The sequence below is a fragment of the Pedobacter sp. 22226 genome (genome assembly GCF_052045455.1).
In the GTDB taxonomy this organism is placed as follows: Bacteria; Bacteroidota; Bacteroidia; order Sphingobacteriales; family Sphingobacteriaceae; genus Pedobacter; species Pedobacter jeongneungensis.
In genome coordinates, this window is the sequence record NZ_JBQEPB010000005.1 from 251,929 (window position 1) to 266,359 (window position 14,431).

The following is a 14,431-nucleotide window of genomic DNA, read 5'->3' on the forward strand; positions in this document are numbered from 1 at the left end:
ATGAAATGAAGAATCTTTTGGCTGAAAATTGTATGTAATTTTCAATTGTTAACCAATATTGTTATCGCAATTTGGGTTCTGTGCCTTGTTGGTTAGAGATTCTTCACTGCGTTCAGAATGACAGACTTTATATGAAAGAGTCGTCATTTCGAGCGGAGTGCAACGTAGTCGAGAAATCTGTTTAAATAGATATCTCTCCCGAATATTCGGGACTGCGCTTCAGTCGAGATGACGATCGAATTGGATACGCTGAATAATCTACCCGTTAAAATAAGCCAGCGTAGCCTCCTTATCTTTTTGTAACTGAACGGTTAAAGCTTCTAAACCGGTAAATTTTACATCATGACGTAAGAATTTCAAAAAGTTCATTTTAATGTCCTGGCCGTAGATTTCCTGGTTAAAATCAAAAATATTTACTTCAATATTTCTCGTCATTCCGTTAATGGTGGGGCGCTGCCCAATGTAAGCCATACCCTGGTAAGCTTGAAGGTTGAAGGCTGAAGGCTGAATGTTGGACGTATTGACTTCAGATTCCGGACTTTGGACTTCGGACTCTATTTCAACCGTTACGGCGTAAATGCCATCACCTGGAATTAACTTATAAGTTTCTTCCACAAAGATATTTGCGGTTGGGAAGCCGATTGTCCGGCCGATTTTATCGCCTTTAATTACCCGTCCGAAGATGGAAAAAGGATAACCTAGATAATCGTTGGCCAAACCCACATCGCCGGCTAAAAGCGCCTGACGGATTTTGGTAGAGCTTACAGCCACATCGTGAATGTCCTGCTCCATAATTTCCTCAACAGTAAAGCCGAAGTGTAAACCAGCGGCTTTTAAGTCGCTTAAATTACCCGAACGGTCTTTACCAAAACGGTGATCGTAACCAATAATAATATGTTTGGTACCGATATTATTAACCAAAGTATTTTTAATATAATCTTCCGGCAGCTGGTTCGAAAAATCGCGGGTAAAAGGGGTAATAATCAAATGATCTACACCTAAACCTTTTAAAATTTCGGCTTTTTCGTTAATGGTATTGATCATTTTCAGATCCTGATTTTCAGGGTCGATGATCATCCTGGGGTGTGGAAAAAAAGTTAAAATTACACTTTCTCCGTTCTCTGCCTTTGCTTTTTCTACCAGTTGTTTAATGATTTTTTGATGCCCGAAATGCACGCCATCAAAAGTGCCAATGGTAACAATGGCATTGTCTAATTTTTTAAATTCCGAAAGGTTATTGTATATCTTCAATGGGATAAGAAATTAATGTAAAGCGTGGCGTTTTACTACCCCGCCTTTTAAATCGGCAATTTGTTGCTGTATTACAAAAGCATCCGAATCGATCTGTCGGATGGCGGTTTGCAATTTGCTCATTTCCAGCTTGGTAACCACGGTAAAAATAATATCAATATCTTTCTTTTCTCCGTAGCCGCCCTCACCTTTATAAATGGTAACACCACGTTTCATTTCGTTGATGATGAAGCCTTTAATGGCTTCCTGATGTTCCGAAATGATGGTTACACCGGTATATTGTTCAATGCCATTCACTATAAAATCGATAGTGCTGGATGCTGATAAATAGGTTAAAATAGCATATAATGCCGTTTCGATATTCAGAAAATAAGCAGCAAAGGCAAAAATAATGATGTTTAAAATCAGAATGATGTTCCCCACCGTTAAAATACTGTTTTTACTGATGTAAAGTGCTAAAACCTCAGTTCCGTCAATAACACAGCCACCACGCATAGCCAAACCAATTCCGCCACCTAAAAACAGACCACCAAAAAATGCAATGAGCAATTTATCGTGGGTAATGGGCTGGAAAGGCAGAAAAATTAAGGCTATAGAAAGTGCTGCGATGGCAATGGCCGTTTTAAGTGCAAAGCCTTTGCCAATCTGCCTGTAACCTAAAATAACGAACGGAATATTGATGATGGCAATCAGATATGATAAATTCCATCCGGTTAAGGTGCTTAATAATAAGGAGATACCTGTAACGCCGCCGTCGATAAAATGGCTCGGCATTAAAAAGCTTTTTAAGCCAAAACATGCTGAAGTTACACCCGCAATAATTAAAAGAATTTCTTTTATAAACCTGGTGTGCCTGTTTTTAATGTGGTTCATGCTTCTGCTTCAGTTTTAGCTTCTTCTTTCCTGCTACGAATATAATTAACAAGTTCTAATACCTCAAACGCATCTTTAAGCAAAAAGTTTCCGCTTCTGGTACGGGTAAGTTTAGAAAGATAGGCACCATTGTTTAATGCTTTTCCAAAATCCGAAATCAGGGAACGGATATAAGTGCCTTTACTGCATACAATCCTGAAATCTATTTCCGGTAATTCGATCCGCGTAATTTCAAATTCAGGAACACTTACAAAACGCTTACGCAATTCGACCTCTTCACCCAAACGAGCTTTAACATATAAACGTTCGCCATTTACTTTTACCGCAGAGTGGGCTGGCGGATACTGTTCTATATCACCAATAAATGGTTTACAGGCAGCATAAATTTCGTCTTCGCTAATGTTGCTGATACCGAAAGTTTCGTCTACCTCAGTTTCCATATCGAAAGATGGGGTAGTGGCCCCCAGAATCATGGTGCCGGTGTATTCTTTCTCTTCGGCCTGAAAAGTATCGATCTGCTTGGTTAATTTGCCCGTACAGATAATTAAAAGTCCTGTTGCAAGGGGATCTAAAGTGCCGGCGTGACCAACTTTTAGTTTTAGCGGTTTTAAAGAATTACGGATTTTGCCCACCACATCAAACGAAGTCCATTTGTATGGTTTGTTAATCAACAGTAATTCGCCTTCAGCAAAATTGAAATCTTTAAATTTTGAATTTTCGGTACTCACAAATCTTTTTTGCGCAAAGATACGGATTAGTTTATATCAATGTGATATCCTGATAAGAACAATGCCAGTATGATAATTCCCAGTGCAATACGGTAATACCCGAAAACTTTAAATCCGTGTTTGGTTAAAAAGCCTATAAATGATTTTATGGCGATTATGGCAACAATAAATGCAATAACATTGCCCACCAATAACAGTTTAATATTTTCTGTATTTAATAGGTGATATCCTTTTAAAAGTTTGTAACCTGTTGCTGCGCACATAGTAGGTACAGCTAAAAAAAATGAAAATTCTGCAGCAGCACTTTTTGTGAGTTTTTGGCTCATTCCACCTAAAATTGTTGCAGCACTTCTGCTCAAACCCGGGAAAGCTATTGCCAAAACCTGAAAAAGACCAATTTTCAAAGCAGTTGCATTTGTGATTTCTTTTTCACTATCAATTATGGCATTTTTGAACCATTTATCAACCAAAAGAAGAATTACTCCGCCAACAAGTAAAACGGCAGAAATAAATATCGGATTACCAAGGGTATTATCAATAAAATCGTTCAAAAGGAAGCCAAAAACCAGAGCCGGTATAACAGCAATAATTAATTTCAGGTAGAATTTCCAATCAGAAAAATTGAAGAATTTCTTCCAGTAAATTACCACTACGGCCAAAATTGCACCTAATTGAATTGCAACCTCAAAAAGTTTTACAAAATCATCTTTACCAATTCCCATCAGGGCTGATGTGATGGCCATATGGCCAGTGCTCGATACGGGTAAAAATTCGGTTAATCCTTCAATAATGGCTAAAATAATAGCTTCGAAATAGTTCATTTTTTTAGAAAAGATAAGAAATAAAGAAAACGCTTAATCAAATAAATTAAGCGTTTGCATATATAATTCTTTTATGATATATTATTTTTTTAAGATGGCATAGATTCCAAAAGCAAAACCTGCCAACACCACTACAGGTGCCAATAAAGTCCTTCTGAAATCGTAAATATCACCAGTGGTGCCCATCATCAGGATAAAACCAACTGCAACAATTGCAATGCTGATCAATAACAACTGGTAATTTTTTTTGGTAAAAACCAATTCGCTTTTAACGTCCTTAACAGCCGGACTTGTTTTTTCTTCTGCCATTATCTATAAAGATGATAAGATTTTAAACGTAAATATCTGCTTACTGCAAACCATGTACTAATGCCTGTTATAAAAATACCAACAATTAAAAGGCCGATAAAAACAAAGCCAAATTCCTGGTAGTTATTTAAAATAATAATTTCCGGTACTTCTTTGCGGGCATAAATCAAGGTTGCCAATAAAATAATGATGGCAATAAATGCAGCAATTAAGCCATGCAAAGCAGCATACAATAAGAAAGGACGTCTGATAAAATTTTTCGTTGCACCAACAAGCTGCATACTTTTAATTAAAAAGCGTTGCGAGTAAATTGCTAGTCGTATAGTGTTGTTAATCAGTGCAATAGAAATTATTAAAAGTAATACTGCAAAAGCGAAAATAATTAAACCAATGGTATTGATGTTTTTGTTTACCATATCGATTAAAGAACTTTGGTAAACTACTTCTTTAACCACAGGGTTTTTAGATATACTGGCTTTTAATGCATCAATGCTTTTGTTATTCGCATATTCTGCTTTTAAATACACATCGAAAGTTGAAGTTAAAGGGTTGTAACCTAAAAAGTTAACAAAATCTTCGCCTAAATCCTGTGTTAAATTTCTCGCAGCAAGTTCTTTATTTACATATTGTGTCTGCTTTACTGCAGGGTTTGTATTCAGCTCTTTCTGGAAAGCCAGTACATCGGCTTCTTTTGCGCCTTCATCAACAATAATGTTTAAAACAATGTTTTCCTTAACGTAGTTAGACAGGTTTTTGGCATGTACAAGTACCAACCCAAGTAGCCCCAGCATTAATAAAACCAATGCAATACTAATTATAGTAGAGATATAAACGGTTTTGGTTTTCTTAGATGCATCACTTACTTCGAATTCTTCCATGTATTTCATTTTTGTTTCTGCGAAAATATAAATTATACCTGATAAACACCAATTAATGATTGCTAAATGAATATTAACGGATAGGATTAGCTTTTAGTTTGAGCGTCAGATTGTTTGGCTGGATTTAACTTTTTAGGTAAATACGGTACGAAATTTGTTAAAAGGGCGTTAAATAGATATTCTTAAAACAAAATTTACTATGAAAAAACAAATTACCATCCTTAGTCTATTGATGCTCTTTACCTCAATCCTTATCTCCTGCAAAAAAGATGAAACTTCGTTAAAAGCTCAAATGATGGGCCGCTGGACATTAAACAGGATTGTAACTACAGGTTATACTGATGATAAACTTAATGGCGACGTTAATTATGGTAAAACCACTGATTATATTGACTATAAATCAAATAACGACGATCAGGTGGAACTAAGTTTGTCTGGAAACAGGACAATTGGTACTTATGTGATCATTTATTCAGACCAGTTTAGTATGGATATTAATGATGGTCTAAATTATTGCAAAATAAACAGCATTTCTCAGAATAAATTGCAGTTTACTGCTAAAGTTGATAAAACAAACGTTACTAAAGTGTATTATTTAACCAGATAAGATCTTAATCCCCCTATTATTTGCCTGCGCCATTGGTTTTAGATCAATGGCGCATTTTTTTTGCGCTAAGCTATTATAAGCCAGTCAATTTCTTCAATACTCTCTGCGACAGATTCTTTAATCCTTATTTTTCTGTAGCCCACTTTCCGATTAATTTTTTACTGTGAGCTTTAGCCTCATTAATAGAAAATGTTTTTTCGGGATGATGTTTTAAGGCTGCTGTTTTTTGTAGCTCTTGATAACTTTCTTCAGGGATGAGTACGTATTTTTTATTTTCAATTGTAAGATGTGTCATGGCCGCTCGTTTTTGATACACCAAGATACTAAATAATATATTAACCCATTTATTTCGATTTAGTTTCTTTTACAGGCTGTTGCTGGCTGTGGTGTCGATTTTTGATAGCTGACCTTAAATAAACTTTTTAGCCTAGAAGGATCAGATGGTAACATCTGACCGCGAGCCTAACCTCTTCTTATTCTGCATTTCTGAAGGCAAAATAATATCATTAATCTGCTTTTTTAAGCCCCTTAATTTCTGTATTTTCGCGTCTTTAAAAATTTAAAACTTGCAATGGATTATCAATTCAAAGAAATAGAACAAAAGTGGCAGAAATTCTGGGCAGATCATCAAACGTTTAAAGCCGAAAGTAATTCTGATAAGCCAAAATATTATGTGTTAGATATGTTTCCTTATCCATCAGGAGCAGGCCTGCACGTTGGCCACCCACTGGGTTACATTGCATCAGATATTTTTTCGAGATACAAACGCCTTAAAGGCTTTAACGTATTGCACCCAATGGGATACGATTCGTTCGGGTTACCTGCAGAGCAATACGCCATACAAACCGGACAGCATCCGGCAATTACTACTGAAGCCAACATTGCAACCTACCGTCGTCAGTTAGATCAGATTGGTTTTTCTTTCGATTGGAGCAGGGAAGTACGCACCAGCGAGCCATCTTATTACAAATGGACGCAGTGGATTTTTATGCAATTGTTCAACTCCTGGTACAACATTGAAAACGACAAGGCAGAGGATATTACCACCTTGATCGAAAAATTTAATGCATCCGGCACAGCCGACGTAAAAGCGGTTTGTGATGATGATACCAAACAATTTTTGCCAAGCGACTGGGCAACGTTTACTGATGAGGAAAAACAGATCGAATTGTTGAAATACCGTTTAACCTATCTTCGCGAAAGCACTGTAAACTGGTGTGCAGCCTTAGGAACGGTTTTAGCCAACGATGAAGTAAAAGATGGTTTTTCTGAACGTGGCGGTTTCCCTGTTGAGCAAAAGAAAATGATGCAGTGGAGTATGCGGATTACTGCTTATTCTGACCGCTTATTGCAAGGTTTAGATACCATCGATTGGCCGGAGCCGATTAAAGAAATGCAGCGAAACTGGATCGGTAAGAGTGTGGGTGCGTCTGTTAAATTTCAGGTGGAAGGACATGATAAACAAATCGAAGTTTTCACTACCCGTGTGGATACCATTTTCGGAGTTTCTTACCTGGTACTGGCTCCGGAACACGAATGGGTTGCTGAATTAACTACTCCTGAACAAAAAGAGGACATTGCAAATTATATAGCTTTAACCAAAAAGAAATCAGAGTTAGATCGTATGGCCGATACCAAAACGGTTTCGGGTGCTTTTACGGGTACATATGTGATTAATCCGGTAAGTGGCGAGCGTGTTCAACTTTGGATTGCTGATTATGTGTTAGCTGGTTACGGAACAGGTGCGGTAATGGGCGTGCCAAGTGGCGACCAACGCGATTGGTTATTCGCTAAGCATTTTAATTTACCGATTATCCAGATTTTGGACGCACAGAAAGATATAGATGTTCAGGCTGATCCGACTAAAGAAGGAACATACATTAACTCAGGCTTTATTAACGGATTGAGTTACAAAGAAGCTGTTGCATTTTTGAACAACTGGTTAGAGGTTGAGAAAGTTGGAAAAGCAAAAGTAAACTTCCGTCAGCGCGATGCGATTTTTGGTCGCCAGCGTTATTGGGGCGAACCGATTCCGGTTTACTTTAAAGATGGATTACCTTATCTGGTTAAGGAAGAAGAATTACCTTTATTGTTGCCTGAAATTGATAAATATTTACCGACTGAAACAGGAGAACCACCTTTGGCGAGGGCCGAAAACTGGTTGCCTGCAGATGGCGGACATTACGAACTGAGCACCATGCCGGGTTGGGCAGGAAGCAGCTGGTACTGGTACCGCTACATGGATGCGAACAACAATAACGATTTTGCTTCAAAAGAAGCGGTTGAATACTGGAAAGATGTGGATTTGTACATCGGTGGTTCTGAGCATGCAACCGGCCACTTATTGTATAGCCGTTTCTGGAATAAATTTTTGAAAGATTTAGGTTATACCAAAGAAGAAGAGCCTTTCAAAAAACTGATTAACCAGGGGATGATTCAGGGCAGAAGTAATTTTGTTTACCGCATCAATGATGAAAACGGAAAACCAACCAATACTTATGTTTCTGCTGGTTTAAGAAAAGAATACAAAACTTCGGCACTGCATGTTGATGTAAACATTGTTGAAAACGATACTTTAGATATTGCTAAATTTAAAACCTGGAGAGAGGAATATGCCAATGCAGAATTTATTTTCGAAGGTGGCAAATACATTTGTGGTGTTGAGGTAGAAAAAATGTCGAAATCGAAATTCAACGTGGTTAACCCGGATGATTTGATTGAGCGTTACGGTGCTGATACTTTGCGGATGTACGAAATGTTTTTAGGGCCATTGGAGCAGAGTAAGCCCTGGAATACAAACGGTATTGAAGGTGTTTTCAAATTCCTGCGTAAGTTCTGGCGTTTGTTCCACAATGAAGACTGGACTTTCCATGTAAACGATAATGAACCGACAAAAGCAGAGTTAAAATCGCTGCATAAGATCATTAAAAAGGTACAGGATGATATCGAGCGTTTCTCGTTCAATACATCTGTGTCGAGTTTTATGATTGCAGTAAATGAATTAACTGATCTGAAATGCAAAAACCGTCAGGTTTTGGAAGATATGGTGATTATCCTTTCACCTTATGCACCGCACATCTGTGAAGAGCTTTGGGTATTATTGGGTAACGAAAGGGGAACTTTATCATACACCGCTTATCCAACATTCAAACCTGAGTATCTGGTAGAAGATGAATTTGCTTACCCGGTTTCCATCAACGGTAAAATGAAGATGAACCTGAATTTGAGTTTAACTTTAGCTCAGCCGGAAGTAGAAGCAATTTTATTCGCAGATGAGCAATTTCAGAAATTTTTGGATGGAAAACCGACTAAAAAAATCATTTTCGTTAAAGGAAAGATTATTAATGTAGTTGTTTAAGGTAGAAGGTAGAAGATAGAAGTTGTAAGGTTTAGGGTTTTCCTTTCTCTTGCCTTAAAAATAGAAAAACCCGATTTGCGTATTGCAAATCGGGTTTTTGTTTATTATGGAGCGAACTCCAGGATCAAGGCCGTCATCTCGACTGAAGCGCAGTCCCGAATATTCGGGAGAGAGATCTATCCAGACAGATTTAGCTTCGCTGAGCCTTCGGGTTCTCGACTTCGTTACACTCCGCTACCATTGACAGACTAAAATAAAAAAGGCTCGTCATTGCGAGGAACGAAGCAATCTTAAAGAGCACGCTAGGCAGCGATCGTTGTAAGATTGCTTTCCCGTAAAAACGGGACAGGCAATCGGCTGAAAGAGCCTCCTCTCAATGACGAATTTTCGCGGCTTATCGTATGGGTTTAAAAAACAAACCCAAGTTGTAATTTACAACTTGGGCTTTTAATATATGGGTGGGAAATCTTTAGTCTTTCCGCCTTAGTCTTTAAGCTTAAAACCTAATCTCTCTTCCTCCTGTTTCCACCAAATCTTCTGTTGTTACTGGCGTTACGTGGTTTGCCGCTCATGTTGCCATCGCCGGCTTTTTTACCCCCACCACCTTTTGATTGAGCCTGAGGTTTACGTTTAACCTGATTTTTGGCCAGCATGCTTTCCCAGGTTAACGGATAGGGATGATCATCAACAACGGGAAGAGTAATTTTAATCAGTTTCTGAATATCCAACAGGTACTCATTTTCTTCTGCATCGCAAAATGAAATCGCAATACCATTTGCACCCGCACGACCGGTACGACCAATCCTGTGTACATAAGATTCAGGAATATTAGGCAATTCGAAGTTGAAAACATGCGATAACTGATCAATATCAATACCACGGGCAGCAATATCAGTCGCTACCAAAACGCGAATTTTCCTGTCTTTAAAGTCAGTTAATGCCCTTTGTCTGGCATTTTGCGATTTGTTACCATGAATGGCAGCCGCTTTAATTCCGGCATGAGCCAAATCTTTCACAATCCTATCCGCACCATGTTTAGTACGCGTAAAAACTAATGCAGTTTGAATATTTTTATCTTCCAGTAAATGGATCAATAATTTCTTTTTATCAGGTTTATCCACAAAGTAAACCGACTGAACAATCGTTTCTGCCGTTGAAGAAACAGGGGTAACTTCTACTTTTGTAGGGCTTGATAAAATCGTATTCGCCAATTTCTGAATTTCATCCGGCATCGTTGCGGAGAAAAACAAAGTCTGGCGTTTAGCAGGCAATTTAGCCACTACTCTTTTCACATCGTGGATAAAGCCCATATCGAGCATCCTGTCAGCCTCATCCAGTACAAATAACTCAATAGTGTTTAAGTTGATAAAGCCCTGATTCATTAAATCTAATAAACGGCCGGGCGTAGCCACTAAAATATCGATGCCTTTTTTAAGTGCTTCAACCTGCGAGTGTTGATTAACCCCGCCAAAAATTACCAAGTGGCGTAAGTTTAAGTTGCGGCCATAAGCTTTAAAACTTTCTTCAATCTGGATGGCCAACTCGCGTGTTGGTGTTAAAATTAAAGCCTTTATGTTTTTGGTTGCTTTGGTATTGATGTGTTTTTCGTGTAATAACTGCAACATCGGAATGGCAAAGGCAGCGGTTTTTCCGGTACCGGTTTGAGCACAGCCCAATAAATCTTTACCTTTTAATATCGTTGGAATAGATTGCTCCTGTATAGGCGTAGGTTGTGTATAACCTTCGGTCTCAAGGGCCTTTAAAATTGGCTCAATGAGGTTTAATTCTTTGAATAACATGTATGTTTTTATGTAATATTTATCGAAGAAGCTAGAACGATCAATTGTTGAAGGACTAACTTGCGGAGAGAATATGCCATTAAGAATGGCAAGCCCTTATTCCTGCTTCGGCGGCAAAGATACAAATAAAATGTGGAAAAGTAAAGTCCGTCAATCTGTTGTACCGGCTCAGGTTACTACGTAACCCTGGGGTATGATTAGGAGAATTTATTCTCAAAATAATGTATTTAAATTTAATGTATATGCAATTGTAATTTTTTTGTATATTTATTTTGTTTTAAATGTATTTTTCACGTTTATTTTTTTGTATCGATAATTTATGATGTAAATATATTAATCTCTAACCAACTATCTAACCAATTACTACACTATGAAAAAAACAGTACACCCGCTTTATGAGTATTCGATTCTGATTTATTTGCCCCAGATTTAGAAAGGCAAAAAACCGGTCAACCTAAAATTATTACTGAAAAAATTGCAACAAATTAAACTGTTGTGTGCTACGCATTTGCCAATTTTTTCAGTTCAGTACCCTAAGAATCATTAACTATCATTATAACCTATGAAACAAAACCTATCTTTTTTCAGGAGGAGTTATGTTCTCTTGTGCCTGAGTATGCTGTTCGCAATCAAGGCAAATGCCCAAACCAAAGTAACCGGGAAAGTTACTGCGAGCGATGATAAACTTCCCATCGTTGGGGCAACAATAAAAATCAAAAACGGTCCTGGAGGTACCACAACCGATGCAAATGGTACATTTTCTATTGCAGCAAAATCAAACGATGTACTGGTGGTTTCGTTTATCGGTTACGGATCGAAAGAAGTTGCCGTAGGCGGTGAAACCACTCTTTCTATCGTTTTACTGGCCGAAAACAACAAATTATCAGAAGTGGTGGTAACAGGTTACTCGAGCCAGCGAAAAAAGGATTTAACGGGTGCGGTTGCCGTGGTGAGCATGGGCCTGTTAAAAGCCCAGCCTGCTGCCAGTGCGGTAGAAGCTTTACAGGGTAAGGCTACCGGGGTGCAGATTATTAATGACGGAGCGCCGGGTTCTACACCGCAGATCCGGATCAGGGGGATTAGTACCATCAATAACAACGAACCACTATATGTAATTGATGGAGTTCCGTTTGAAGGTAAGCTTTCCTGGCTTAACCAAAATGATATCGAAAGCATGCAGGTGTTAAAAGATGCTTCATCGGCCTCTATTTACGGATCGAGGGCCAATAATGGTGTTGTAATTATTACCACTAAGAAAGGCGTGGCAGGACCACCAAAAATCACACTCGATTCTTATTACGGTACACAGGCTCCGCGTAAAGGCAGTTTCCCTGAAATGATGAATCCTCAGCAATATGCCCAGTATGTATTTGATGGCTACAAAAATGCCGGAAAAGCCATTGCAGCAGGTAAAAATTATGGTTCAGGGCCAACGCCGGTACTGCCTGATTACCTGGTGGCAGGTTCAAAATTAGGTCAGGATGTTACTGCCGCCGACGCTGATCCTTCTAAATACAATTACAGCCGCGATCCTAATCTTTTCTATCAAATTACAAGGGCTAATAAAGAAGGTACCAACTGGTTTGATGAGATTACGGAATCGGCACCAGTGCAAAATTACCAGATCAGTGCTACAGGTGGCGGCGAAAATGCAACCTACACTTTTTCGGGCGGGTACCTTGATCAGAAAGGGACCATAAAATATACCGGTTTTAAAAGGTACAATTTGAGATCGAATACCAGTATATCTGCTTTTAACAAACATGTCCGTTTTGGCGAAAATGCGCAGTACAGTTATTCAGAAGGTTATGGTTTTGGTGTTAATCCCAATACGCCAGGTAGTTATCAGGATCAGGGCAGTGCATTGGGCTGGGCTTACCGAATACCAACCATTATCCCGGTTTACGATATTGCCGGAAATTTTGCGGGCAGCCGCGGAAGTCAATTGGGAAATGCTGAAAATCCGCTTGCTTTTCTTTACCGTGCAAAAGACAATAAAAACAAAAGTAATTTCTTCTTCGGAAATGTTTTCGCTGAGGGCGATATCTTGCCGGGACTTGTACTAAGAACCAATTTTGGTTTGCGTTACGAAAACTTTAACGGCCTGTCTATGCGTTATCCAAATCTGGAATTTTCTGAAGGTAACAACTCCAATAACCTCAACGAATACCAGGGATATAATACCGAATGGACCTGGACCAATACTTTAAATTATAGTAAAGTTTTTAATGAATTGCACCGCGTAAATGTATTGGTTGGTACAGAAGCCATCAGATCAAGATCCCGTCAGTTAAATGCAGGACGGAATGATTTCTTTATTCTGGGCAATCAGGATTACTATTACCTGAGTACGGGTTCTTCCAACATCAGCAATACCAGTTTTGGCTCAATTGGTTCGCTGTTCTCTTTATTTGGAAAGGTAGATTATTCTTATCATGACCGTTATCTGGCCAGTATTACTTTCAGGCGTGATGGTTCTTCAAACTTTGGTCCGAACAATAAATACGGTAATTATCCGGCAGGAAGTGTTGCCTGGAGATTATCGGAAGAAGAGTTTATGAAAAGTTTGAAATGGGTGAGTGATTTAAAACTACGTGTTGGTTATGGCCAGACGGGAAATCAGCGGATCCCGCCTTACCAGTACATTAACCGTTTCCAAAGTTCCATTATCAATTCTGCTTATGCCGTTGGTGGTGCAAACGGGTTAACCACTGGTGTATGGCAAAATGCTTATCAAAATGCCGATGTAAAATGGGAATCGTTAAAGGCTTTAAACATTGGACTTGATTTTAGTTTGTGGGGAGGGGCAATAGATGGATCGGTAGATTGGTATAACAAAAAAACGTCTGATATGCTTTATAATCTTCCTCTACCGTCAAGTGTGGTTGGTTTAGGTAGTTCGCCGTTTGTAAATATTGGTGATATGAGCAACAAAGGGGTCGAATTTAATGTGGCTTATCATTATGGCATTAAAGACAACAATCCGCTTAAATTTGATGTTGGCGTAAATTTCTCCAAAAACAAGAACGAGATTGTAAGATTGGCTCCTGGTATTTTTAATCAGATTTATGGTAATTACAGAAGTTTACAAACCAGTGTATTGCAGGAAGGTGCACCATTTGGTTCATTTTTCGGCTACAAAACAGCCGGAATTTACCAGAGTACTGCTGATATTCAGGCCAATCCATCTTATTCTGGCGCCAGGGTTGGTGGTTTGCGTTACCAGGATATTAATGGCGATGGGGTAATTGATCCTAAAGACCGGACCATTATTGGTGATCCAAATCCTGATTTTACGGTTGGGATAAACTTAAATGCATCTTATAAAAACTTTGATATTGCTGCATTTATTTATGGCGTTCAGGGCAATGATATTTTTCAGGCTACACGCTATTTCACCGATTTCCCTTCTTTCGACGGTGCAAAAAGTACCAGGCTGTTAAATGCATGGAGTCCTTCAAATCCGACCAGTTTAATCCCTTCTGCTTATGCGGGTGCTTCAGATCTGGAGTTTGCCTCATCAAGCTATTACATTCAGGACGGAAGTTTTTTAAGGTTGAAGAATATACAGCTTGGTTATTCGATCCCTACAGCTAAAGCATTTGGTGCAAATTCGCCCATCAATAAACTGAGGGTATATGTAAGTGCAACCAATTTATTTACAATTACCAAATATACCGGCATGGATCCGGAGGTGAGCCAGATTACGGATACTTTCTCTGCACCAGGGGTAGATCAGGGCGTTTATCCTTCTCCACGTCAGTTTTTAATCGGTATTAATGTTGGATTTTAATTAAAAAGAAACAA

Annotated in this window: 11 protein-coding genes; 3 read left to right on the top strand and 8 right to left on the bottom strand. The window is 38.7% G+C overall.

The window, feature by feature from the left end:
• Positions 1-258 precede the first annotated feature (258 nt).
• From ACTJKC_RS13275 to ACTJKC_RS13300, 6 genes are all read right to left on the bottom strand, one after another.
• Positions 259-1,251: a bifunctional riboflavin kinase/FAD synthetase gene (locus ACTJKC_RS13275; RefSeq protein WP_440792555.1), complete on the bottom strand. Its 993-nt coding sequence runs from the start codon at positions 1,249-1,251 to the stop codon at positions 259-261.
• A gap of 12 nt (positions 1,252-1,263) precedes the next feature.
• Positions 1,264-2,124, bottom strand: coding sequence for a YitT family protein (locus ACTJKC_RS13280; RefSeq protein WP_344852847.1), 861 nt, complete (start codon positions 2,122-2,124; stop codon positions 1,264-1,266).
• Positions 2,121-2,852, bottom strand: a complete 732-nt coding sequence (gene truB, locus ACTJKC_RS13285; protein WP_440792557.1) for a tRNA pseudouridine(55) synthase TruB — start codon at positions 2,850-2,852, stop codon at positions 2,121-2,123. The genes ACTJKC_RS13280 and truB overlap by 4 nt, the downstream gene beginning before the upstream one ends.
• A gap of 26 nt (positions 2,853-2,878) precedes the next feature.
• On the bottom strand, positions 2,879-3,673 hold the full coding sequence (locus ACTJKC_RS13290; RefSeq protein ID WP_440792559.1) for an undecaprenyl-diphosphate phosphatase: 795 nt from the start codon (positions 3,671-3,673) through the stop codon (positions 2,879-2,881).
• Positions 3,674-3,754: 81 nt separating this feature from the next.
• Positions 3,755-3,982, bottom strand: a complete 228-nt coding sequence (locus ACTJKC_RS13295; protein WP_440792561.1) for a DUF3098 domain-containing protein — start codon at positions 3,980-3,982, stop codon at positions 3,755-3,757.
• Positions 3,982-4,860: a cell division protein FtsX gene (locus tag ACTJKC_RS13300; protein WP_025145075.1), complete on the bottom strand. Its 879-nt coding sequence runs from the start codon at positions 4,858-4,860 to the stop codon at positions 3,982-3,984. The genes ACTJKC_RS13295 and ACTJKC_RS13300 overlap by 1 nt, the downstream gene beginning before the upstream one ends.
• Positions 4,861-5,059: 199 nt before the next feature.
• Between ACTJKC_RS13300 and ACTJKC_RS13305 the strand changes: the two genes are divergently transcribed.
• Entirely contained in the window at positions 5,060-5,467 is a 408-nt protein-coding gene (locus ACTJKC_RS13305; RefSeq protein ID WP_440792563.1) for a hypothetical protein, read from the top strand.
• Between the two features lie 124 nt (positions 5,468-5,591).
• Here ACTJKC_RS13305 and ACTJKC_RS13310 read toward each other — a convergent pair whose 3' ends face one another.
• Positions 5,592-5,762: a hypothetical protein gene (locus tag ACTJKC_RS13310; protein ID WP_440792565.1), complete on the bottom strand. Its 171-nt coding sequence runs from the start codon at positions 5,760-5,762 to the stop codon at positions 5,592-5,594.
• 276 nt (positions 5,763-6,038) lie between these two features.
• Between ACTJKC_RS13310 and leuS the strand changes: the two genes are divergently transcribed.
• Positions 6,039-8,825 (top strand): leucine--tRNA ligase, encoded by a 2,787-nt coding sequence (gene leuS, locus ACTJKC_RS13315; protein WP_440792567.1) that lies wholly within the window; start codon positions 6,039-6,041, stop codon positions 8,823-8,825.
• 503 nt (positions 8,826-9,328) lie between these two features.
• Here the strand turns inward: leuS and ACTJKC_RS13320 are convergent.
• Positions 9,329-10,624: a DEAD/DEAH box helicase gene (locus tag ACTJKC_RS13320; protein ID WP_344852856.1), complete on the bottom strand. Its 1,296-nt coding sequence runs from the start codon at positions 10,622-10,624 to the stop codon at positions 9,329-9,331.
• Between the two features lie 562 nt (positions 10,625-11,186).
• On the opposite strand from ACTJKC_RS13320, the gene ACTJKC_RS13325 reads away from it, so the two are divergent.
• The gene (locus ACTJKC_RS13325) at positions 11,187-14,417 is read left to right on the top strand and encodes a SusC/RagA family TonB-linked outer membrane protein (RefSeq protein WP_440792570.1); all 3,231 of its coding nucleotides are present in this window, start codon (positions 11,187-11,189) and stop codon (positions 14,415-14,417) included.
• The last annotated feature ends 14 nt before the right edge of the window (positions 14,418-14,431 follow it).